The sequence below is a fragment of the Kluyvera sp. STS39-E genome, from assembly GCF_040932435.1.
Taxonomy (GTDB): domain Bacteria; phylum Pseudomonadota; class Gammaproteobacteria; order Enterobacterales; family Enterobacteriaceae; genus Kluyvera.
Genome location: NZ_JBFQGA010000005.1, coordinates 314,754 through 338,147 on the forward strand (window position 1 = coordinate 314,754; position 23,394 = coordinate 338,147).

Annotated in this window: 22 protein-coding genes and 2 tRNA genes; 7 read left to right on the forward strand and 17 right to left on the reverse strand. The window is 54.9% G+C overall.

Going from position 1 to position 23,394, the window contains the following annotated elements:
• Positions 1–14: 14 nt before the first annotated feature.
• Positions 15–1,691 (forward strand): AsmA family protein, encoded by a 1,677-nt coding sequence (locus AB4K05_RS13155; RefSeq protein ID WP_368480407.1) that lies wholly within the window; start codon positions 15–17, stop codon positions 1,689–1,691.
• Between the two features lie 178 nt (positions 1,692–1,869).
• On the opposite strand, the gene yicI is transcribed toward AB4K05_RS13155, so the two are convergent.
• Together yicI and AB4K05_RS13165 are read right to left on the reverse strand one after the other, a co-directional pair.
• Positions 1,870–4,188, reverse strand: coding sequence for an alpha-xylosidase (yicI, locus tag AB4K05_RS13160; protein ID WP_368480408.1), 2,319 nt, complete (start codon positions 4,186–4,188; stop codon positions 1,870–1,872).
• A gap of 11 nt (positions 4,189–4,199) precedes the next feature.
• Positions 4,200–5,594, reverse strand: coding sequence for a glycoside-pentoside-hexuronide family transporter (locus tag AB4K05_RS13165; protein WP_368480409.1), 1,395 nt, complete (start codon positions 5,592–5,594; stop codon positions 4,200–4,202).
• A 289-nt stretch (positions 5,595–5,883) separates the two neighbouring features.
• On the opposite strand from AB4K05_RS13165, the gene AB4K05_RS13170 reads away from it, so the two are divergent.
• The 6 genes from AB4K05_RS13170 (at position 5,884) to AB4K05_RS13195 (ending at position 11,422) form a co-directional block, all read left to right on the forward strand.
• A tRNA-OTHER gene (locus AB4K05_RS13170) sits at positions 5,884–5,977 on the forward strand.
• 364 nt (positions 5,978–6,341) lie between these two features.
• A tRNA-Sec gene (locus AB4K05_RS13175) sits at positions 6,342–6,436 on the forward strand.
• 449 nt (positions 6,437–6,885) lie between these two features.
• Positions 6,886–7,383 (forward strand): spore coat U domain-containing protein, encoded by a 498-nt coding sequence (locus AB4K05_RS13180; protein WP_368480410.1) that lies wholly within the window; start codon positions 6,886–6,888, stop codon positions 7,381–7,383.
• An 18-nt stretch (positions 7,384–7,401) separates the two neighbouring features.
• A complete protein-coding gene (locus AB4K05_RS13185; protein WP_368480411.1) occupies positions 7,402–8,088 on the forward strand; it encodes a molecular chaperone in 687 nt (228 codons plus the stop codon).
• A gap of 70 nt (positions 8,089–8,158) precedes the next feature.
• Positions 8,159–10,438 carry a fimbria/pilus outer membrane usher protein gene (locus AB4K05_RS13190; protein ID WP_368480412.1) on the forward strand — a complete coding sequence of 760 codons (2,280 nt, stop codon included), beginning with the start codon at positions 8,159–8,161 and terminating at the stop codon, positions 10,436–10,438.
• 12 nt (positions 10,439–10,450) lie between these two features.
• Positions 10,451–11,422 (forward strand): spore coat protein U domain-containing protein, encoded by a 972-nt coding sequence (locus AB4K05_RS13195; protein ID WP_368480413.1) that lies wholly within the window; start codon positions 10,451–10,453, stop codon positions 11,420–11,422.
• 124 nt (positions 11,423–11,546) lie between these two features.
• Here the strand turns inward: AB4K05_RS13195 and AB4K05_RS13200 are convergent, their stop codons facing one another.
• The 15 genes from AB4K05_RS13200 to fliS form a co-directional block, all read right to left on the reverse strand.
• Positions 11,547–12,647, reverse strand: coding sequence for an alkene reductase (locus tag AB4K05_RS13200; protein ID WP_368480414.1), 1,101 nt, complete (start codon positions 12,645–12,647; stop codon positions 11,547–11,549).
• Positions 12,648–12,664: 17 nt separating this feature from the next.
• Positions 12,665–12,877 carry a DUF1471 domain-containing protein gene (locus AB4K05_RS13205; RefSeq protein ID WP_368480415.1) on the reverse strand — a complete coding sequence of 71 codons (213 nt, stop codon included), beginning with the start codon at positions 12,875–12,877 and terminating at the stop codon, positions 12,665–12,667.
• Positions 12,878–13,003: 126 nt separating this feature from the next.
• Positions 13,004–13,528 carry a redoxin domain-containing protein gene (locus AB4K05_RS13210; RefSeq protein ID WP_368480416.1) on the reverse strand — a complete coding sequence of 175 codons (525 nt, stop codon included), beginning with the start codon at positions 13,526–13,528 and terminating at the stop codon, positions 13,004–13,006.
• Between the two features lie 46 nt (positions 13,529–13,574).
• On the reverse strand, positions 13,575–15,158 hold the full coding sequence (locus AB4K05_RS13215) for an EAL domain-containing protein (RefSeq protein WP_368480417.1): 1,584 nt from the start codon (positions 15,156–15,158) through the stop codon (positions 13,575–13,577).
• A gap of 26 nt (positions 15,159–15,184) precedes the next feature.
• Positions 15,185–15,976, reverse strand: coding sequence for an EAL domain-containing protein (locus AB4K05_RS13220; protein ID WP_368480418.1), 792 nt, complete (start codon positions 15,974–15,976; stop codon positions 15,185–15,187).
• Between the two features lie 81 nt (positions 15,977–16,057).
• The gene (locus tag AB4K05_RS13225) at positions 16,058–16,729 is read right to left on the reverse strand and encodes a hypothetical protein (RefSeq protein WP_368480419.1); all 672 of its coding nucleotides are present in this window, start codon (positions 16,727–16,729) and stop codon (positions 16,058–16,060) included.
• The gene (gene parM / locus AB4K05_RS13230; protein ID WP_368480420.1) at positions 16,722–17,771 is read right to left on the reverse strand and encodes a plasmid segregation protein ParM domain-containing protein; all 1,050 of its coding nucleotides are present in this window, start codon (positions 17,769–17,771) and stop codon (positions 16,722–16,724) included. Before parM ends, AB4K05_RS13225 begins: the two co-directional genes overlap by 8 nt.
• 28 nt (positions 17,772–17,799) lie before the next feature.
• Complete coding sequence (locus tag AB4K05_RS13235; protein ID WP_368480421.1) at positions 17,800–18,594, reverse strand: C40 family peptidase; 795 nt, start codon at positions 18,592–18,594, stop codon at positions 17,800–17,802.
• A gap of 16 nt (positions 18,595–18,610) precedes the next feature.
• Positions 18,611–19,540, reverse strand: a complete 930-nt coding sequence (gene lafU, locus AB4K05_RS13240) for a putative lateral flagellar export/assembly protein LafU (protein WP_368480422.1) — start codon at positions 19,538–19,540, stop codon at positions 18,611–18,613.
• A complete protein-coding gene (gene motA / locus AB4K05_RS13245) occupies positions 19,540–20,403 on the reverse strand; it encodes a flagellar motor stator protein MotA (RefSeq protein WP_368480423.1) in 864 nt (287 codons plus the stop codon). Before motA ends, lafU begins: the two co-directional genes overlap by 1 nt.
• A gap of 7 nt (positions 20,404–20,410) precedes the next feature.
• A complete protein-coding gene (locus AB4K05_RS13250; RefSeq protein WP_368480568.1) occupies positions 20,411–21,106 on the reverse strand; it encodes a FliA/WhiG family RNA polymerase sigma factor in 696 nt (231 codons plus the stop codon).
• A gap of 19 nt (positions 21,107–21,125) precedes the next feature.
• On the reverse strand, positions 21,126–21,596 hold the full coding sequence (locus AB4K05_RS13255) for a flagellar basal body-associated FliL family protein (RefSeq protein WP_368480424.1): 471 nt from the start codon (positions 21,594–21,596) through the stop codon (positions 21,126–21,128).
• Positions 21,597–21,609: 13 nt separating this feature from the next.
• Complete coding sequence (locus tag AB4K05_RS13260; RefSeq protein ID WP_368480425.1) at positions 21,610–22,680, reverse strand: flagellar hook-length control protein FliK; 1,071 nt, start codon at positions 22,678–22,680, stop codon at positions 21,610–21,612.
• Positions 22,680–22,985 (reverse strand): hypothetical protein, encoded by a 306-nt coding sequence (locus AB4K05_RS13265; RefSeq protein WP_368480426.1) that lies wholly within the window; start codon positions 22,983–22,985, stop codon positions 22,680–22,682. Before AB4K05_RS13265 ends, AB4K05_RS13260 begins: the two co-directional genes overlap by 1 nt.
• Positions 22,982–23,374: a flagellar export chaperone FliS gene (gene fliS, locus AB4K05_RS13270; RefSeq protein ID WP_368480427.1), complete on the reverse strand. Its 393-nt coding sequence runs from the start codon at positions 23,372–23,374 to the stop codon at positions 22,982–22,984. Before fliS ends, AB4K05_RS13265 begins: the two co-directional genes overlap by 4 nt.
• Positions 23,375–23,394 lie beyond the last annotated feature (20 nt).

Genomic DNA, 23,394 nt, shown 5'->3' on the forward strand with positions numbered 1-23,394 from the left:
CAGGATGGAAGATCATGAAATTTCTTGGAAAGCTGATTTTCTGGCTGATCATCGCCCTGCTGTTGGTGATTCTCGCCTTTTACTTTTTGCTGCAAACCCGCTGGGGCGCGCGCCATATAAGCCAATGGCTGAGCGACAATACCACCTACCAGGTGGCGTTTGACGCAATGGACCACCGCTTCTCCTCCCCGTCGCACATCCTGCTGAAAAACGTCACCTTTGGTCGTGACGGCAAACCTGCAACGCTGGTCGCAAAAACGGTGGATATTGGCCTGAGTACCCGTCAGATAACCGACCCGCTGCACGTCGACACCATCTTGTTGCAAGACGGTACGCTGAATCTCTCTCCTTCCAACGCCCCGCTGCCATTTGCCGCCGATCGCTTACAGCTGAGCAATATGGCGCTCAACAGCCCGGAAACCGGCTGGGAGCTCAGCGCGCAGCGCGTCTCCGGCGGCGTGATGCCGTGGACGCCGGAAGCAGGTAACGTGCTGGGCAAAAAAGCGCATATTCAGATGAGCGCAGGTTCGCTATCGCTAAACGGTATCCCGGCGACAAATACGCTCATTGAAGGCGACATCAACGGCGACGAAGTGACGCTGACTACCGTCGGGGCCGATATGGCGCGCGGCTCGCTCACCGGCAACGCCCGACGTAACGGCGACGGGAGCTGGGTGGTGGATAATCTGCGTCTGAACGATATTCGTCTGCAAAGCGATAGGTCGCTGCTCGATTTCCTCGCCCCACTGACCACCGTGCCGTCATTACAGATTGGCCGTCTTGATATCACCGACGCCACGCTGCAAGGCCCCGATTGGGCGCTAACCGACCTCGATCTCAACTTGCGCAACCTGACTCTCAGCCAAGGCGGCTGGCAAAGCACCGACGGCAAGATCTCGATGAACGCCAGCGAGTTCATCTACGGCTCGCTGCATTTGCTTGATCCGATCATGAACGCAGAATTATCACTACAGGGCATTGCGCTGCGCCAGTTCACCTCGCGCTGGGAAGGCGGCATGGTGCGCAGTTCCGGCAATTGGTACCGTGACGGCAACGCACTGGTGCTCGATGACGCGGTCTTTGCCGGGCTGGAATATACGCTGCCGGAGAACTGGAAAACGCTGTGGATGACGCCGTTGCCCACTTGGCTGCAAAACATCACGCTGAAAAAATTCGGGGCCAGCCGTAACTTGGTTATCGATATCGACCCGGCATTCCCGTGGCAAATCACCGCGCTAGACGGCTACGGCGCAAACCTCCGACTGGCGAAGAATGGCCAGTGGGGCGTCTGGAGCGGCGGTGCGACATTAAACGGCGCAGCGGCCACCTTTAACCGTATTGATGTCCGTCGCCCGTCTATGACGCTAAACGCCGATGCGGCGAATGTGAACGTGACGGAGCTGAGTGCCTTTACCGAAAAAGGGATCTTGGAGGCGACCGCCACCGTATCGCAGCAGCCGCAGCGGCACACCAGCGTGACCCTAAACGGGCGCGGTGTGCCACTCAACATCCTACAGCAGTGGGGCTGGCCACCACTATCGATTGATGGCGACGGCAATATTCAGCTCACCGCGAGCGGTAGCGTACAGGCCCAAGCGCCGCTCAAACCAACGGTAAACGGACAGCTTCATGCGGTGAATATGAATAAACAGGAAGTCACGCAGCAGATGCAGGCTGGCGTTATTCAGTAGATAGGCGAGGTAGCATTCCCCTCACCCCGGCCCTCTCCCCAAAGGGGCGAGGGGGAAAAACCAACATGCCAGCCGCACAATCGGTCCTCCCCCTAGGAGAAAGCCCAACACGCCAGCCGCACAATCGGTCCCCTCTCCCCTAAGGGGAGAGGGTTAGGGTGAGGGGCCAATCACCAAACTAAAGGGTGATCACCAACTCATTACCCCGCGCCGTCACCACCACACCCAGCTCGCTACCCGCCAAGCTCCCGCCCTGCACATCAGCCACATGCTGGACATTGCGCAGACAAAGCGTCCAGTCGCTCGCCTTACCCTGACCATTCACGGTAATAACATTCCCTTGGCGCTTCGCTTGTAACGTATAGATAACCGAGCCGTCCGCAGCCGGAACCTCACATATTGCTTCACTCCCGTCCTCCAGATGGAACAGCTGGAATTCGGTACCTTCGTGCCACGCGTAGTCCGGCTTCTGATTGTTACTGCCCAGCGCCAGCAGGGTGTTCTCCCGCACGTAAACCGGCAGGCTCATAAAATCATGCTGCTGTTTATGCCAGCGGCTGCCCTGCACTTCGTCGTTGTGCCACAGGTGTGTCCAGCGGCCTTCCGGCAGATAGAACTGCACGTCGCCCGCCTCGGTAAACACCGGCGCGACGGCCAGTGAATCGCCGAGCATGTACTGACGGTCAAGGTAATCACACGCCGGGTCGTCCGGGAACTCCAGCATCATGGCACGCAGCATCGGTGTGCCCTGCTCGTTGGCCAGCGCTGCCTGGCGATACAGGTACGGCATCATGCGGCACTTCATCTCGGTGAAGTAACGCACCACATCGCAGGACTCGTTATCGTAAGCCCACGGCACACGGTAGGATTTACTGCCGTGCAGGCGGCTATGACTGGAAAACAGGCCAAACGCGCACCAGCGTTTATACACATCCGCCGGTGCGGTGTTTTCGAAGCCGCCGATGTCGTGACTCCAGAAACCAAAGCCGGACAAGCCAATCGACAGCCCGCCGCGCAGACTTTCCGCCATTGACTCATAGTTGGCGTAGCAGTCGCCGCCCCAGTGCACCGGGAACTGTTGCGCACCCACCGAGGCAGAACGGGCAAACAGCACCGCTTCCTTCTCGCCCAGCGTCTCTTTCAGCACGTTCCACACCAGCTCGTTGTAGATAAAGGCGTAGTGGTTGTGCATTTTTTGCGGGTTCGCACCATCAAACCACTGAACATCAGTAGGGATGCGCTCACCGAAGTCGGTTTTAAAGCAATCGACGCCCATCGCCACCAGTTCTTTAAGCTTGCCCGCGTACCACTCACAGGCTTCCGGGTTGGTGAAGTCATAAATCGCCAAGCCCGGCTGCCATTTATCCCACTGCCAAACAGAACCGTCCGGGCGCTTCAGCAGGTAGCCTTTTTCTTTCAACTCTTTGAACAGCGGTGATTTCTGGCCGATGTACGGGTTTATCCATACGCAGACCTTCAGCCCCTTATCTTTCAGGCGTTGGATCATGCCTTTCGGGTCCGGGAAGGTCACCGGATCCCACTCGAAGTCACACCACTGGAAGGCTTTCATCCAGAAGCAGTCGAAGTGGAAGACGTGCAGCGGCAGGTCGCGCTCTGCCATGCCGTCAATAAAGCTGTTCACCGTCGCTTCATCGTAGTTGGTGGTAAACGAGGTGGTCAGCCACAGGCCAAATGACCATGCCGGTGGCAGCGCCGGTCGCCCGGTGAACTGGGTATAGCGGTTAAGCACCTCTTTCGGCGTTGGGCCGTCGATAACGAAATATTCCAGATGCTCGCCTTCGACGCTGAACTGCACCTTGGACACTTTCTCTGAGCCAATCTCAAAGGAGACGTTTTCCGGGTGATTTACCAGTACGCCGTAACCGCGGTTGGTCAGGTAGAACGGGATATTTTTGTACGACTGTTCGGTGCTGGTGCCGCCATCTTTGTTCCAGGTTTCAACGTTTTGACCGTTGCGCACCAGCGCGGTAAAGCGCTCGCCTAGGCCATAAACGGTTTCGCCGACGCCCAGATCCAGACGCTCGAACATGTAGTTGCGATTTTCATTGGTATCCTGCACATAGCCGTTGTTTTTCAGCTGACTGCCGGTGATACGCACGCCGTTACGCAGGAAGTCCAGCGCCCAAAACTCCCCTTTGGTTACGCGAACGCTGAGGTTGCCGCTTTTCAGTTCGGCAAATTCGGCGGTGTTCTGCATCTGCACTTTCACATCTTTCAGTACATTCAGCGGATAGTGTGGGCCGGTTTCCAGCGCGCCTTGGAAATGCTCGATACGCACTCCCACAACCCCTTCCTGAGGCGAGAAAAAGCGCAGGGTGAACATTGGCGTATCCAACTGCCAGGTACGTTCGCGAACATCACGTGGCGCCACATACACCACCATCTCATTGCCATGCTGTTCAACATCAAACACCTGAACAGGTTGAATTAAATTCAGACCCGGTTGGATCAGCCAGTTTCCATCACTGATTTTCATAGCTCGTCCTCTTAGTTCTCTAAAGAATGCTTCATAGATTCGGTATCAAATTCCCGCTGAGTGCGGTGTGCGCCCTGCGCCAGCTCCCCCATCATCTTGATAAGGAAAGGCGTTTTCAGGGTGTAGAAGCGTTTCGCCACGATGGCGCTCAGCAGATAGCAAATAGCCGGTACGAGAGTAAACAGCGCAATAATGATGCTGATGGTGGTTGGGTTCTGAACCTTGGCGGCGGCATCGTAACCGCCGCCGGCCAGCATCCAGCCAATCATCGCGCCACCCAGTGCCAGACCCAGCTTCAGCACGAATAGCGTGCCTGCAAAGCTGATACCGGTTAGACGTTTGCCGTTGCGCCATTCACCATAGTCAACGGTGTCGGACATCATGACCCACTGAATTGGGGTCACCAGCTGGTGCAGCACGCCAATCGCGAAGATGAAGGCAAACATGGTGATGCCCGCGTTCATCGGCACAAAGAACATCGCTAGGCTCAGCACCGCGAGAATGGCGTTGGTCCACCAAAAGACGCTCACCTTACATTTCCAGTCGGTCAGCGGTTTTGCCAGCGCCGAGCCAATCAGGTTGCCAACGCAGTAGGTGGTGAGGAAGGCGGTGAACAACATCGGGGAGCCCATAATCCAGGTGACGTAGTACATCATCGCGCCGCCGCGAACGCAGACCGCCATGATGTTGAGAATGGTCAGCAGGCCGACAATCCTCCACTGGTCGTTTTGCCAGATATCACGCAGGTCTTCACGCATTGAATTGTTGGTTGGCGGGGCTTCAACGCGCTCTTTGGTGGTGAAGAAGCAGAAAGCCAGCATCGCAATCGCCACCACGGAGAGCACCGCAATACCGCCTTGGAAGCCCAGCGCCTTGTTGTCGCTGCCGATCAGATTCACCAGCGGCATCATCAGCACGGTAGAGAGCATGCCGCCCGCGGTCGCTAGCACGAAGCGCCAAGATTGCAGGGAGATACGCTGCGTCGGGTCGTTGGTGATAACACCGCCCAGCGCGCAATAAGGAATATTGACCACGGTATAGAACAGGGTCAGCAGCGTGTAGGTCACCGCCGCGTAAATCAATTTACCGTTATGACTGAGATCCGGCGAGCTGTAGGCCAGCACGCACACAATGCCGAAAGGCAGTGCGCCAAACAGCACCCACGGACGGAACTTGCCCCAGCGAGTACGCGTACGGTCAGCCAGCAGCCCCATGCACGGGTCAGAGATGGCGTCCAGCGCGCGCGCCAGGAGAAACATGGTGCCGACATAGCCTGCGGGTATACCAAAAATATCGGTATAGAAAAACATCATATACAACATGACGTTATCGAAAATGATATGGCTGGCGGCGTCGCCCATGCCATAACCTACCTTCTCTTTGACAGATAATACTTCACTCTTCATCTTTCAAACCCCATTGCGCCGAGCCCAAGCCGGAACCGGTTACACGTTTTGTAAACCATTCACGTCATAAGGTGAATTGCGATATCTCGTTATCAAATTACGTTTATTTATTTCTGTGATCTGGGTGGGCGGCTAGAGTGTGTCTAAGTGTAACTTACGGATTTTGTAGGAATTTCTATGCTCCACGTGCGATACATAGAAAAAAGTTGGTGAAATATGTAAGTAAAGATGTGGCAACTGATTGAAAGTAGCTATAATGCGCCCCGCCTCCATGTAGCAATCGAGGCGCGGAAGATCGTCGTCTCCGGTGAGACGATTGGTTTTTAATTCCAGTGGTAGTCATCAATGGCTCCCGGCAGGTTCGACTCCTGCGATCTCCGCCAAAATTTGCTCACTTCTCCCCCATAACATCACCCTGATTTATCAATCATCCTCCCTCAGAGCGTCCAGACACCTTTACGCCGTACGCAAGCGTGGCCAGTTACTGGGAAATTCGCCAATTAGCGCGGATAAAGTGACCAAATAATTAGCGGCAGAGGTGGTTTTTCCAACACTCGTTGGGCAGAGAATGCGGTTCTCTACGGGCCGCATCAAACAGCGGTCGGGTAACCTCTGGAAAAGGAAGGGTTTTATTAAGAGTACGATAAATCACGTGTTTCTGGCCGTGAAAAATGTACCTTTGGGGGATGTGGTAAATGATTGAAAGTAGTTATAATGCGCACCGCCTCCATGTAGCAATCGAGGCGCGGAAGATCGTCGTCTCCGGTGAGGCGGCTGGACTTCAAATCCAGTTGGGGCCGCCAGCGGTCCTGGGCAGGTTCGACTCCTGTGATCTTCCGCCAAAATTCAAAACTGCTCAAAAGATCTATAGCGCTTTCAATATTGAATCTATCTTCCATTCCATCGCCAAATCCACAAGAAAGCATTCCTCGGCAGCAAAGCAGCCCCCCTATTTTTAGGGATTACTCTGGAAATGTAGCGTCAAAAACCCGCTCATACTTAACCCACGCTACACACTGTTTTATTAAAACTAAAAATATCTATTCCCCATTATTTCCCACCAACGCTCACTATTCCATTTTAAATAATCACTTACCTACGAAATATATTCTATATCTCCGCTTTTTAAATACTTCATACAATAAGGTGACCTAGGTTTTATTTTTCATAAAATAGTCTTAAGGCAAATTGGCAGAATTTAACTACCTATCCTACAGTTAAAGCAGGGAAATCACATTCATACGTCATTGTTTTACTAGGGAATTATAATACCTGCGTAGAGGTCAATACTATGAACACGTCTATTAAGTTCATTTTATTCTGTGTGGCGTCCGCCTTTATTTCGACGGCGAATGCCGATACTGCCACCAGTACTTTTCAGGTGCAGATAACGATAACCAAATCTTGCAGCGTGACCTCCGGTACGCCCATTAACTTTGGTAGCGTCGCGGCCAGTTCACCAAGCGTAACAGCGAATACTTCAATTTCCGTTAATTGTTCGCGACTGACGCCATATACCGTTGGGCTCACCCCATCCAATAGCAACACGCTTGGCGCAGGGGTGATGTCAGGCGCTATCGGCGGTAACACCGATAAAGTCCCTTATCAGCTGGCTAAAGATTCGGCGGGCGCCATCTGGGGCAACATCACCAGCGGCGGAACCAGCAACGTCACATCGGGTTCAGGAACTGGTCTTGCTCAGCCGCTGACGGTTTACGCCATTGTCGCTAACGCCAACTTTGCGCCCGATGTCTATAACGACACAGTTACCGTCACCGTCACCTATTAATGCATTCAGGGAAGACATATGAACTGGAAAAAAAGTGCGCTCGTTGGTCTTCTTTTCAGTGGCTATGCCGCTGCCAGCGGATTGCAGGTAACGCCGGTCACCCTGACGTTAGAGCAAACCCAGCGCGCAGAAGGCATCTGGCTTAGTAATTCGGGCGACAGTCCGATTAACGCGCAGGTGCGCGTGTTTCGCTGGAGCCAAAGTAGCTACCGCGATCAGCTTGATGCTTCGCAAGGGCTGGTTATCAGCCCGCCAATGCTGACAATCCCCGCCGGTGGCAAGCAGCTAGTCCGGGTGATCCGCACCGGCTCACCTGCCAAAGCGGAAGATGCCTATCGCCTGTCGATTAACGAATTACCGCAGCCGACAGCGAAAAAAAGTAACCTCCAGTTTGTCCTGCATTATTCCGTCCCCGTCTTTATTCAGCCGCCGGGCGTCACCGACACCTACGCCAAACTTCAGTGGCAAATTCAGCGCAGCGATGGCCGTGCGTGGCTGGAGGTAAGTAATCAGGGGGATGGTCATGCCCAGCTTTCGGAGGTGAATCTCATCACCGCCTCGGGCAGCCGGAAAAGTATTTCCCCCGGATTATTAGGCTACGTCTTACCGGGTTCGACGATGCGCTGGCCGCTACCTGCGAGCGTAGGTCAGGGAGAAAAGTTAGAAGCTATGGTCAATGGCGAAAAAACGGTACAAACGCTATAGCGTGCAAGTCCGTATATTATTTTTTATGTTTTTCAACGTGTTATTTATAGCAAGGAGCACATCTGCGGAAATGAAAGAGACAAATTCCCCGCAGGATGAGGTCATTGCAGACAGTAAACCGCTGACGGGCACCGAACTTTATCTTGATGTCACCTTGAACCAGAATGCCATCGGGCTTGCGCGTTTTGGCTACGAGAATAACAAGCTCTACGCCAGCGCCGAGAGCCTGCGCAGAATTGGCATCCGGCTGCCGCCGCAGACGCCGGACCCAGTCTGCCTCAACGATATCCCCCAGCTTGAGATCAACTACAACGCCAGTCTGCAAAGCCTAGCGCTGACGGCCCCGCTATCGGCGCTCGATATGGGCACCACGCAGCTTAACCAACAGGACACCACCAGCCCGGCCGCGGACCGTTCACGCGGGCTAGTGCTCAATTATGACCTCTACGCCTCACAGGAAGAGGACTCGCGCAACAGCGCCAGCGCCTATTCCGAACTGCGGGCATTCAATTCATTGGGCGTGCTCAGTTCAACGCAAATTGCGCGCTATATCGGTGAAAACAGCGGCTATGGGCTGAATGACGGCCTAACCCGGCTGGACTCCAGCTGGCGATCCTCCTTTCCGAACGAGGTGCTGGCGGTGACCGTTGGCGATACGCTGACTAGCTCGCTGAACTGGTCGCGTCCAACCCGCATTGCTGGGCTGCAAATCGGCACCGACTACAACCTTCAGCCTTACACCCCCACCACGCCACTGCCTTCGTTCTTTGGCTCGGCCACGCTGCCGTCCAGCGTCGAGCTGTATATGAACGGCGTGAAGTACTACAACGGCGAGGTTCCGGCGGGCAACTTTGAGATCAATACCCTGCCAACCATTAACGGCGCGGGTAACGCGCAGGTGACGATGACCGATGCGTTGGGCAAAACCACGGTGCAGAGTTTCTCATTTTATAACGACCAGTCACTGCTGCGCAGCGGGCTGACCGAATGGTCGGCCGAGGTGGGCGTGGTGCGTGAAAACTACGGCTATACCTCATTTGACTATGCCAGCACCCCGGCATTTAGCGGCACCTGGCGGCACGGTTTTAGTAACGCTTTTACCGCCGGAGCCCACGGAGAGGCCACGGAGAGTTTGGTTAACCTGGGGTTTAGCAGCGACTGGATCCCCGGCGGTAGCGCCGGCACCATTTCTACCGCTATAGCGGCGAGCAGCGATGCCGGGAAAAACGGTTTTCTCTACAGCATCGGCTACCGCTGGAACAATAATCGCTTTAGCTTCAGCACCACCACCATCGCCACGGTAAACGACTACCACGACGTCGCCACCCGCTACGGCGATGCACCGCCGTCGCTCAATCAGAGCACCGTTGTCGGTTACAACGCAGAAGCGCTCGGTAACTTCAGCATCGGCTATTTGCAATTTCGCACCCCCGGCGAGTCCACTCAGCGCTATACCAACGCTAACTGGTATAAATCGCTGACCGAAAGGGTTTATCTCAACGCTGGGCTAAACCAGAACATTGATGACAGCCGCGATCGCAGCATGTACCTGATGTTGAGTATTTCGATGGACAACAACATCAGCGCCAGCAGCACCGTGCAGCGCAGCAACGATCAAATGAGCTATACGCTCAATGCCAGCAAGTCGCAGCCATCGGATGGCGGCTGGGGCTGGAACCTGGCGCTTAACCGGCAGGCTTCTCAGCAAAATGGACAGGGTGAACTGGGTTATCTGGGGCGCTATGGCAAGCTCTACGGCGGTTACAGCCAACTGTCGGGGAATCAATCTGCCTATGCGGGAGCCGATGGCTCACTAGTCATGATGGGAGGCAGCGTTTTTGCCGCCCAGACCATTAATAACGGCTTCGCGGTAGTCTCCACCGACGGTATTCCAGACGTGCCGGTCATCCTGCAAAACAACCCTATCGGCACCAGCAACGGTCAAGGCATGCTGCTGGTCACCAACCTCAACAGTTATCAAAACAATGAGATCAGCATTAATCCCATGGATCTTCCGGCCAACATGCGGATCGATCCGGTTAACGCGGTGGCAATCCCCGCAGACCGATCCGGCACGCTGGTGAACTTTACCGTCAAACCGGTGCGTTCAGCGTTGATTATCTTGAAGGACAGCAAAGGAAACGTGATCCCCGAAGGGTCATCAGCGGCGCTCAACGGGCTACGCGGACAGCGCGCCATCGTGGGCTTTGACGGCATGGTCTATTTCGACACGCTCGACGAACATAACTCGCTGCGTGTCAGCACCCGTTGGGGGGCCTGTACTGCCCAATTCGACTATCCGAAAGCCGCGCGGGATATCCCACAGATTGGACCATTAACCTGCCAATAAGGAGCGAGCATTATGTGGCTAAGAGTCCTGATTTTACTGGCAGGGATCTGCTTTTTCCCCATGAAAAGCTACGCCGTCAACTGCTCGGTGAGCACCGTGCCGAGCGTGGCCTTTGGCACGGTTAGTCCATTTGCCACATCCGATGCCACCACATCGGTCATCATTAACTACAGCTGCACAAAAGTGCTCGGCGATCTGCTTGGCGCCTACACGCTGTGTTTCAACCTCGGCGCGCCGGGAGGCAACACCATCGCCACTCGTAAGATGACCACGACCGGCGGCTCCTTGAATTATCAGATTTATTACAAGAATCCCAGCAATGCCAACGTCGTGTGGGGCAACCAGACGGCGGGAAACGGTATGTTCCCGATGATCAATCTCAATCTGTTGGATTTAACGCCGGTCACCGGCAGTATCACCCTCACCGCCATTGTCCCCTTGGGGCAAACCACCGCGCCGCCCGGAAACTATACTGACACCTACACCGCCGCGACGGCCTATGTCACCATTAACAGCGCCCTAGCCATACCGCCAAACGCCTGCAGCAGCACCGTGCTGCAAAGTTTTCCCTTTGTCGTAACGGCTTCCGTCAATAAGTTCTGCAATATCAACACGACTCGCAATGTGTCTCTTGGGTCGGTGGCACACACGCAAACCAATGTCATGAATAACAACTACTTTACGATGACCTGCACCAACTCCACCGCTTACACCGTGGGGCTTTCACCATCCAACAACAACACCGCCGGTAGCGGTGTGATGAAAAGCGTGAGCAACGCGGCAACCAACACCAACCTTGTGCCTTATCAGCTCAACTCCACGGCCGGCGTGGGCGGCACGCCGTGGGGAAATCTAACCGCCAATACGGTTGCGGGTATAGGCACCGGCTCTGCGGTTAACCGCACGGTGTACGTCGTGGTCCCCAGCGCCAACTATCGCCCGGACGACTATGCCGATACCGTCACCATCAACGTGACGTACTAAAGAAAATCATTCTTTGGTGATGCAGCTGGAGGTGCGGGTGTTTCACGATTGGTTGATTGTGGATGCGATGGCGGAAAGCGCTGCGGGGTAGAAAAACGGTTTGGCCGGGAGGCGAGGTTTCCCCTCACCCCGCCGTCGGATAATCCACATACCCCGCCTGACCGCCACCAAAGAACTGCTCTTTAACCGGCGCATTCAGCGGCAAATCGTTCTGCAGGCGATGCGGCAGATCCGGGTTGGCAATAAACGGTCGGCCAAAGCCAATCAAATCCGCCCAGCCCTTCGCCAGCGCCTCTTCCGCGCGGGCTTTAGTGTATTTCCCCGAGTATATCAGCGTGCCGTGGAAGATAATCCGCAGCGCTTCTTTAAACGCCGCAGGCATCACCGGCGCGTCTTCCCAGTCGGCTTCAGCGATATGAATATAGGCAATGCCCATTTCACTCAGCACGCTGGCTGCCGCCAGATAGGTTGCCTCTGGCGTATCATCGCGAGAGCCCATCAACGTGGTCAGCGGCGCTAGGCGAATGCCAACGCGCTCTTTACCAATCGCCTCGGAGACCGCGGCAACCACCTCTTTCATAAAGCGCAGGCGATTGGGCAGCGAGCCGCCGTATTCGTCATCACGCAGGTTGGCCTGAGAATCAATAAACTGGTTAATCAGGTAGCCGTTCGCGCCGTGCAACTCAATGCCATCAAAACCGGCGGCAATGGCGTTACGCGCAGCTTGGGCATAATCGTTAACGATTGCCGGAATTTCATCGGTGCGCAGCGCACGCGGCATGTCATGCTGGAGCATCGAGCCAACGCCGTTTTGCGGGCCGCAGCCATCGATATCAACAAACACCTTCACACCGTCGGCCTGAATCGCGGAAGAAGAGACCGGTGCTGCGCCGTTCGGTTGCAGCGCGCTGTGCGAAACGCGGCCCACGTGCCACAGCTGGGCGAAGATTTTCCCGCCCGCTTTATGCACCGCATCGGTCACTTTTTTCCAGCCGGCGATCTGGGCGTCAGAGTACATGCCCGGCGTCCAAGCATAGCCCTGACCCTGCTGACTGATTTGGGTGCCTTCGCTGATGATAAGCCCGGCGCTCGCACGCTGTGCGTAGTATTGCGCCATCATGTCGGTGGCGACATCGCCGGTTCCAGCGCGGGAGCGGGTCATCGGCGGCATCACAATACGGTTTGCCAGCGGCAGCGTGTTCAGAGCGTATTTATTGAATAACATACGATTTCCCCTCTCTCTTATTTATACAGTTCCGCGCTCATGGTCACGGTGTTGCCCATGCGTGCGCTGGTGATTTTGTATTCGGAAGCGTTCATTTTTTTCGCTTTCTGAGCAATCGCCGCTTCAGCAGAATCCAGCGTGGAGCCGCAGGCGGTGACGCTTTGTGCAGAAGCGCTAAACGCAGCAAATGAAAGAAGGGAAGCAGCAAAAATCGCGGTAAGGGTTTTCATGGTCGTATCCTGTTTCGAATGAGGCGTTGCGTGCAGCAACGTGATGCGAAGAAGGATACGACCGCAGACTAATTACATAAATGGTATAAATAGCAATAGACTGTTATCAGTAGAGCAATAATGAAGTTATGCAGTGACGCCCGCCCACCACAGCCGCAGCTTCATACCCCAGTAGCTGGTCCAGCCGGTCGTGGCGCTGACCGGTTTGCCCTTATCAATAATCACTATCGTCGGCGTCACGCTGACCTGCCAGCGCTGAGCCAATTCACCGCGTGCATCGTTAATCACCGGCATCGTCAGCTGTTTTTTCTGCATCCATTGCGCCACTCGCGCGTCATCGCCGGAGCGCATGGCAATGCTCATCACGTTGCCACCCTGCAGGGCAAGCTGACTGACCGACGGCGATGTGTAGCGGCAGACGCTGCACCAAGTCGCCCACACGTAGACCAGCAGCGGTCGATGCTCGCTCATGGCCGCGATATCCACCGCCTGCCCGTCAATTGTCGGCAGCACCATACCTGCGAAACTCTCCGGCAGCGCAGGCTGCCGGTAGCGATCGACCGCCCAGACGATAGCCGCGCCGATAATCAGCATTAACACACCTTCACGCAGCCAGCGTAGCGCCCGCTGTCGATTAAACCCTTTGCCCATGTTCACCTCGTATCATAACGACGCTAATCTTAGCGAGGCGGCGGACTTAGTGCTGTAAAGAAGTGTCGCGAGGCAGCGGCGGCATGCGCAAATGCTGGGTCATCACTTCATGGCGGTAATAGTCAACAAATGCACTGAACGTTAGTGGTTTTGAGTAGAAATAACCCTGAAAATAATCAATCTCGTTTTCCCGCAGCCAGGCAACCTGATAGTCATGTTCAACACCTTCAGCCACCGTCTGAATCCCCATTTTCTTAGCCATGTCGATGACGCAGTTAATAAGCGGCGTCGAAGCATCCGGTGAAATTTGGTTAATGAACATGCGGTCTATCTTGATGCTGTCCGGATTGAGGCTAGTAATCCACGAGAGATTGGAAAAGCCGGTGCCAAAATCATCCAGCGAAATTGCGATGCCGCAATCGCGGATAATTTTCACTTTCTGCAAAATATCGCCGTTGAGATCGATCTGCTCATTTTCAGTAAATTCGAACGTTAGCCGCTGTCTCAGCTTCTGAAAACGCGAGCCGAACTCACAGGCAAAAACCGCGAAATCGCTCGTCGAAAGATGGCTATGACTGATGTTAACGTTGAAGATAAACCCTTCCGGCAACAGATTGCCCGGGCTCTGGCAGTCGGCAATCACGCGGTTAAGCAGATTTTCAGTCATCAAGCCAATGGTCTGCGTTTTCTCGGCCACGGGAATAAAGATATCCGGTGGAACGAAGCCTATTTCCGGATGCTCCCAGCGGGCAAGGATTTCCGCACCAATGACGCGATTGCTACGGGCACAAATAATCGGTTGGTAATACGGAACAATATTGTCGTTATGCACCGCGTTCACCAAGTACTGGTACAGTGAACGGCGACGCGTCAACAGCGCCCAAGCCAACACGGTTAGCACCAACGGCGTCACAAAAAGAATCAGTAAATAGAGCCACGACCCCAGAATCTCACGCCAGACAACCTCGTTACTCGGGGCACGCCAAGCCAGCGAATAGAGTCCGGAGGGCTGTCGTTGCTGATATTGCGCCTCTATCTCCCGCGCTTCACGGCCTTTTAGGATCCCTTGTTGCGTCAGAACATGGTTATTCACCAAAAGCACAAAGCGCAGATCCCGGTTGGTGATGCCCATAATGCCCCACAGATAACGTAAATCTGCGGAGACCACGATGCCGCCATGGGGGTAATGCCGGTAGATTGAGAACGCCGGCACGCCCAGCGAAACAACAGAATCATCGATCTTCACGCCGTCTTCACCAAAGCTGCTGAGATCGATAATCGCCCCTTTATTATTCAGCAACGAAGAGCAGTAAATCCGATTGCCTTCCAACAGACTGACCACCAGCATCCGCATTTCCCGCGCCGGTACTGCATTTAGACTATGTTCTTGCTGTCGGTTACAGGCATTTCCAGCCCAGTTTTCTGACTCTCTGGCTACCCGATAGGTCTCTTCAAACAGGGTATCAATGGCATGACGAATAGGGATGGCCTGATGGACAATCTGTACGTTCAGCTGGCGTTCTGCGAGATAAAACGTCAGCCAGAACGCCATAACGATAGAGCAGATAAAGACCAGTCCCACCATCGCGTAGTTTTTGCGACGGGATTTATCGGCGAATTTGCTGTGCATCGCGCTTCTTCTCTCTGGCCAATGCGTTAGCGCAGTACAGACGACGCGTGGGTCGAAACCCGCTGCTGCTGCATATATTCACGCTGGAAGCTCTCTTTGCTGAGCGGTCGGGAAAACAGATAGCCCTGCCCGTACTTCACCCCCTGCTTCAACATGCTGGAGACCTGCGTATAGTTTTCGACGCCTTCCACCACCACATCAACGTCATACCCGGAGAGAAGCTGGAGGATTTCCGCCGTGGCATCCTGTTTGCTACAAGCAAGGCAGCCACGGTCGAGTTTGATATAGTCAGGCTCCCAAAACGCCAGCCGTACGCTGAGCGCGTCGAGTGTGCCAATACCGTCCCAGGCGATATTGATCCCGCCATTTTCCAGCATCCGAAGGTTCTCGCGGGCCACATCCGTCAGCGCTACCGCGCTTTGGGTTATCTCAAACACCAGCTGCGCCGAGCAGAGGCTGAGGCGAGCCACCAGCGCCAGCGCGTGAACAGCAAAGTCGGCATCATTGAGCTGCACTGCGGAGATATTGAGGGTGTACAGGTACTCTTCCTGGGTATCCATCTGCTTTTGGGCAATAAACGTCAGCGCTTTTTCCATCACGTAATAGCCCATCTCGATGATGGTGCCATTCTCTTCAAGATGCTGAATAAACTCAGCGGGCGGCACCACGCTACGGCGATGCGTCCCACGCACCAGCACTTCGCCACCAATGCAGACAAAGCGGGATAAATCGAAGATAGGCTGAATAACAAAATCTATGCCCATATCGAACTTTGCGTCTTCGACACAGCGAATGACGTAATCAATACTCTTATCCATACCAACTTCTCACAAAAACAACGTATCCAGAAAAAGCGACATCAAGCCAAATGGCTTAACCATCACCGGGAAAATCACACCTTAGAAAATCCCTTTCTGGCGGATCTGTTTCATCTTCTGCGCGGGCGCACCCAGCGTGCTGAGGTCCAGCTCTTCTGCCTGCCCGCTCTTGGTATTTTCAGCGGCCGCCGCGCCGCCGCGACCGGACATCCGCAGCTGCTGTAGCAACAGGTTTTGCTGGTTGAGCAATGTTTTTAACTGCGCCACTTCACCCCGCAGCAACGCCAGTTCCTCGCGTGAGGAATCGTCTCCTGCTGTTGGCGCGGGCTGGCGCGACAACGCTTCTGACATCAACGCGCGCATCTGCCGCAGCTGTTGTTTGCTGAAATCATCGCTGGATACCGCCGGTTCCGGAGCCACGGCCGGGGCAGGCGCTTCCGCCTGCGGAATCGGCAGTAGCTGAGCGCTGGCAAGCTCGCCGCACAGGTCATCAAGCGTCAGTTTTTCACGCCCCATCGCTTCGGCAATGTGGCTACAGAGCTGCGGGTTCAGCAGTTGCAGCTGTAGCCCTGCCAGATAGACATTACGGTGGAAGCGACGCATTTCCATATTGGCGTCACCTGGATGGCTACCTGTTTGATTTAATTCCTGATGCCATTTCTTCAGTTGCAGCATCGCGCGCAGGTCCGCGCGCGAGTGTTCCGGCGACAAATGCAGCGAGAGATTTACGCGGCGAATGTGCCTGTTATTCATCGTCACCCACCTCTGCCATGTGCGGGGCGGCAACCGTCTCGACGCCAGAGTCCGCGTGATACAGGCAGATCTCACGGGACAAGGCGCTCTGCGGGTTCTCAATCGTCACCACTCGGTCGCCCAGCGTCGCGTAGGTTTCACGCACCGCGGATTCAATCAGATGTGCGCCGCCACCCACCAAATACACGCGGTTCGGGTTCTTGGCAAACTTCTTCGCTTCATAGGCAACTTGGTCGCCAAGCTCCTGAATTTTGATCTCTACACGCTCGAGAATCTCTTCAATGCGCGACTCATCGTTAATCACGCTTTTGACGAATTCACTATCGTGGCGGCGCTTAATCAGCTCATTGGCGACCAGGTAGCTGGAGTCGCTGTCGGCGGCCGCCAGCAGCTTGCGGGTGGCATCGGTAACCATTGCCACGCCGATTTCATTGTTGCCGTAAATCGCCGAGACATCGTCAAACTCGCCGACGATAACCCCCATATCTAGCGTGGTACCACCGCAGTCAATCACCAGAGATTTAGTAAATTCGGTGACGTTTGAGTTCAACAGATGCGACAGCGCCGCCGGCAGGCTTTCCGGCATCACCTGCACATCGGCAATGCGGAACAGTTCGCCTTTGTTGAGAGAAATATCGCGCATCAGGTTGCGGCGTTTCGCCTCAATGCGGCTTTCGTTGCGCTGACAGTCGTCCGGGTTGTAGAACTGGGTGATAGGCAGAGTCACAATCACTTCGACCTCGCACGGCGCAATGCCGGTCAGCAGCAGCGCATGATGCACCGCCAGCAGGTTCAGATCGTCATACTGGTAGTCGATATGGGTGGTAGACAGCGCTTTGTCAGAGGTCGCATCGTAGGTGTATTTGGTGGTGCCGATGGTGTAGTTGTACACCGACTGCCCGCGCAGCAGCGCCGCGCTTTTCCAGTCTTTGCGAAATGAGTTCGGCGACACCACGGTTTTCAGCGTGCCGTTTTCAATCCAGCTGATTTTTACGTTGGTCGAGCCATCATCAATGGCGAATTTCATACGAGTTGCGGTCATGGTTACGGTCTCAATGCAGAAGGTATTGTTACAAGACGCGGCGAGCGCCAAGATAATGTGATTGCCAGAAGTCATCGGTCAGCTGGCTGATACGAATTTTTAGCCCGGTGCGCGGTGCTTCAATAAAGCGACCATCACCCAAGTAAACGCCGACATGATCAGCGCCGGGGCGTTGATTGATGTTGAAAAAGACCAGATCGCCCTGCTTTAAGCTGCTGCGGCGAACGGACTTCAGGCCGTTATCGCGAAACATGCCGTTGGCCGTGCGAGGTAATTTGCGATCCAGAACGTGGTTAAAGGCGTAGAAAACCAGCCCGCTGCAATCGAAGCCATCCGTCGGGCTGTTGCCGCCCCATAGGTAAGGTTTGCCGAGTTGATTCTCTAGGCGGTCAAGCACCGTGCGGAGTCGGAAGCTCTTTTGCGGTGTGGCGGATTTCGCCGCAACCTTACCATCCTGTACGTCGTTCCATAGCGCCTCTGAACCGCCCATCTCACCCGGTTGCCAACGCTGATGCATAGCCAGAATTTCACGATTTTTGGCTCTATCGGCCTGCTTCTTTGCGAGTTCACGGCGTTTTTGTTCCGGCGTCAGCGGCACGACGACTTTGCGTGTTATCGCTTTCGCCATTAGCCGCATACGGTTTTGTTTGCGCTTTTGCGCTTCGCTGGCACTTTTGGCCTCAGGGGCTTTCAGCGGCTGAGGCTTGGCGCAGGCGTTGCCTAGCGGCAACAGCAGCATCAACATCAGGGAAACAAAAGGTGCCTGACGGGCAAAAAGCGCCCGTACAGGTACAAAAGAAAGGGTGAGGAAGAGACTTTTCACAACGATAGCTATCTGGTTAAGGGTTGTTGCTGAGCTTTTCGGTCAGCGGTTTAATCACCTTCTCACCGTGCTGACCAAAGAACTGGTACAACGAATCGCTGGCCGAACGCGTCAGTACCATGATTTCAATACGTCGGTTGGCCGAACTTAATGGATTACCCGGATCCAACAGCATCTGATCCGCCATTCCGCTCACCTGCAGAATTTTGCTGGCATCGAGGCCGCTGCGGGCCAATACCTTACGGGCCTGCATCGCACGTTCGCCGGAAAGATTCCAGTTATTGTACAGCTCTTGGTCACGGAAACGGGTGGCGTCGGTGTGCCCGGTAATAATGATTTTGTTATCAATTTTATTGAGTTCCGGGGCAAATTCGGTCAGCAGACGTTTGAAGAATGGCGTCAAAATGGCGCTGCTTCGCTGGAACATCTCGCGCTTCTGGTCGTCGGTAATGAGAATACGCAGCCCCTGTGGGACGATTTCCATTTTGAGGTTGGACTGCGCGTCATAGGCAGAAGTGATCTTCATGATAATGCGCGCCAGGTCTTCAATCTCATTACTGGATCGGCCTTTTACCGCATCTAGGCTGTCCGTTTTATTGATTTTCTGCGCCAAATCCGCCTTGGTCTGAACCGGCATTTCCACCGGTTCGTCGTTCAAATTGCGGCGCTCGCCAATAATCGAGATCTGACCGCCATTGCCGTCTTTTTGCGTCACTGGCGTGATGGCATTACCTTCAAAAATTGAGTCGCCATGCAGCTGCGAGACGATCTCTTTTCGCTCTTCTTCCGTCACCGCGCCCATAATCCACAGCACCATAAACAGCGCCATCATCGCTAGGGTAAAGTCGGCAAAGGCCACCTTCCACGCACCGCCGTGCATCGCCTCATGGCTTTTGCGCGCCGAGCGTTTGATGATAGTGGTATGTTCTTTATTGCGTCCTCGCATTAGGACTCACCGACCATCTGATTGACCCAGCCATCCAGCGTGGCAAACGTCGGTTTGGTGTCCATCGGCAGCATTTTGCGGCCGGCATCCACCGCCAGCAGCGTCGGCTTACCGGCAACGTGGTTCACCAGCACGGTACGTACACACTCCAGCACGGAGATCTGCTTTTTAGTCCGCTGTTCCATGGCGTTCGCCACCGGATCCATCAGGCAATAACAGAAGAAGACGCCGAGGAATGTCCCCACCAGCGCCGCCGCAACCTTCACGCCGATAACCGCAATGGAGCCATCAATGGACTGCATGGTGATAATGATCCCCAGTACCGCCGCGCAGATACCAAAGCCCGGCATCGCTTCTGCGGTACGCTGTAACGAACGGGACGGCTGTAGCAGGTTCTCTTCCATTGCGCCCAGTTCCTGCTCGAGGATGCCTTCCAGCTCGTGTTCGTTAATCTTGCCCATCGCCATCAGGCGAAAGTTATCGGAGATGAACGTCACCAGCGCTTTGTCGCGCAGCATCAGGGGATATTTCTGGAACAACGGGCTGTTTTCCGGCGATTCAATGTGTTCATCCAGCGCCTTCAGGCCGCCGTCCTGAACCAGCTCCAGCAGTTCATACAGCTGCATCAGCAGCTGACGCTGGTACTCGTCGGTGTATTCGTTTTTACGCATAATGCCGCGGAACTGGCGATACATTTCAGCCAGTACGGCGCGCGGGTTGGCAAGCACCATCGCCCCAAGGCCGGCACCCAGAATGATGATTATTTCACCCGGCTGCCAAAAAGAAGAGAGCTGGCCGCCCGACATAAGAAAACCGCCGACCACACATACCATGATGATTACGATACCGAATAGTTTCTGCATAACTCTTTCATTTCTCGAAATAAGACTGAATTTTTTGGGCGATTTTCTTATTGAGCTGGCACACTCTGGCCTCGGTTAAATCCAGAACCAAAGCAATCTCTTTGAGGCTCATCTCATGCTGGTAATAGAGCGTCAGGATCAGTTGTTCACGCTCATCAAGCGCTGCCAACGCGCTGCGCAACGTCCGGCTGGCGACGACTTCATCTTCCAGCGGACGACTGTTCAACGCACCGGCATGAGCATCATTGCCTAACAGCTCATCCAGGCTCTCTATCGTTTTGGCGCAATCCAGCAATAAGTATTCCTGGTACTCTTCTGCCGTTATCGACAGATGACGGTTAATATCTTCGAAGCTGGGCGTCCGCCCGAGTTGGCGCGCAATTTCCCGGATACCGTCGTTTAATTTGTGGGTCTTTTGCCGCAGTCGGCGTGGACGCCAGTCAAGCAGTCGCAGTTCATCCAGCACCGCCCCGCGAACACGCTGTACGGCATAGGCGGCAAACTGCTCGTCCGGATGCCCGTAACGGCGCAGCGACGTGAGCAGCCCCATCAACGCAATCTGCTCCATATCTTCCCGGTCGATAACGCTGCTGGTCTGGTACGAAAGCTGCTTCACCACGCGGTTAACCAGCGGCAGATAGTCGCGAACATAGCGCGCCTCATCCGCCGGCGTCAGCGTGTCGCTTGCCATAAATGCCATCATTTCCATTGCGGCGTATCTATCACTGGAAAACCATTTTGCTGATGATGATGTCGTCAAACGGGACATCCATCTTCAGGCGGCTAAAACGCTCGGCATAGGCAGCCATCAGCTTGCTGTGCAACTCATTGACGTTCATCGCACGCACCGCGTCATAGTCCATATCGGAGAGCAGGCTAACGGTCGCCCCACGCACTGCCGGGATCATGTCCTGAGCACGACGAGAGTGTTCCGGGTTGTTGGTCGCCATGTTCAGTTCCAGCAATAGATAACGTTCTTTCGGGGTGTTGCTTTTTAACGTGATAACAACGTTTTTAATTTCCACGAACTCCACGGACTCTTTGGACGAGCTGGTGAATAATCCGGATAAGAAGCTGCTGCCTGCCGCTTCGTCCATACGCAGTAAATGGGTGCCCACTACCGTCATGCCTGCCGCCAACATCGCGGTGACAAGGGCAATCACAAGACCGAAAGAGAGTGTTTTTGCATTCATAATGTTCTGTGCCTTAAACCGTCAGTAGAACCGAGTCATCTTGGCGAAGCTTATGCTCCGTCGATGATCCGGCCGCTATTTCCGCGCCCGCCTGAATGGCGTTGTGCTGCCCGGTGGATTGCTGTTCTTTACCCTGCTGCTGCCCCCCTGATTGGGAAGACACCTGCACGTTGACCTGCACAAAGTTCTGTTCCGTCAGACTCTGGCGAAGATCGTTGCTGGTCTGCTGTAGGGCGCGATAAACCTCGGCATGGCTGGCGTTGATTTGCACCTGCACACGGCCGTTATCCACCTGCATGGAGATATCAATTTTGCCCATATCCGGCGGATCCAGACGGATGGTGGCGTGTTGGATCTGTTGCTTAACCTGCACCTGCAAACGCTCACCTAAAGCGCTGTGTAACTGCTCGCTCCAGCGGGAAGGTTCCGGATCGAGTTTTAGCGTCGTGACCGGCGCGGCGGCGGTTGGCGTCAATGGAGTCGCCGCATTGCTGGCTTCCAGCGTCTGCGTCATCATCGGCGCCACCGGGGTCAGCGCTGTCATCAGCGACGGGGCAATCGGCTGGCTGCTCGGCAATACGCTGTTCACCGATTCGAGCGTCGCCGTGGCCACGGTCGAGGTTGGGGTCGCCAGATTCTGCTGCAGGAGCGACGGTGAAATATCCCGTCCCAGCGTCTGCGACGCCGCCAGAGTCTGGGCATTCACCATCAACATATCGTCAGCCTGCGACGCCATGCCGATGTAACCCACGCTTTGCGTGGGCATCTGGCTGGTCATCAACAACGTTTCCAGCAGTTGCTGCTGCACGTTATCTTTCAGCAGGCCATCGTTTGGCGTCTGCAAGTCGTCCGTCGCTTCTTCGTCATCATTGAGTGAAAGCGGTTTGTCGCTCACGGTGATGTCACGACTCGGATGCAGACGCTGACCGACCATCAGCGAGTCAATCACGTTCAATAACGCATCGCTAAATCCCACGGGCGTTTGCGCAGCGTCCGTTTGTGCAATCTGTCCGACAATCGGCTCGGCCTGGGCTGGCAGTCCAGAGCCGTTTAGCGAACCTTGTGCAAGGTTAAGAATGTCCATTAGCGCATCCCCTCATCATCCGTAAATAGCGCATAGGCCGAAGCCCCTTCCCGATTACGCGTGGCAAGACGCATCTTGTCGGCCAAGATATCGCTTTGCCCTTGGCAATAATCCCGCGCCCGCTGGTGCATCGCCTTCAAGGCATCCAGCGCCTGGCGTTCTGACGCCTCCAGCGTTTTCCCTTGGATTGCGCCCAACAGCTGGGCAATTTTGCTATCGACGTTAACCACAGCCGGCCAGTTATGGTCTTCTGTTGCTTGGCGCAGCGCCTGAGTCAGCACCTGAATAGCGTGCAACTGACTCATGCCGCCTGACCCATTCTTTCCCAGCCGTCCTGGATATTGCCGAGGATCACTTCCACCTCTTCAATGTTTTCCACCGACAGGTTGTGGCTGGCGTCGTACAGGCGATACACGCAGTAGTCGTACAGATTCGCCAAGCTCAACGCCAGCTCGCCGCCCTTATCAAAGTCCAGCGCGCTGGTCAGCGCATTGAGGATATCGATGCACTTGTTGATGCTTTGCGCTTTGCGCTCGAAGCGACGCGCGGTGATGTGGCTCTTCGCGCGAATAAGCTCATCCATCAGGCCGTTGAACAGCATCAGCACCAGCTGATGTGGATTAGCGGCGGCGGCCTGAATCGACAGATCGGATTGTTGATACAGGCCGAAGCCTTCCTGGTCGTTACCGTACATTGCGGATCTTTCCCTTTGAA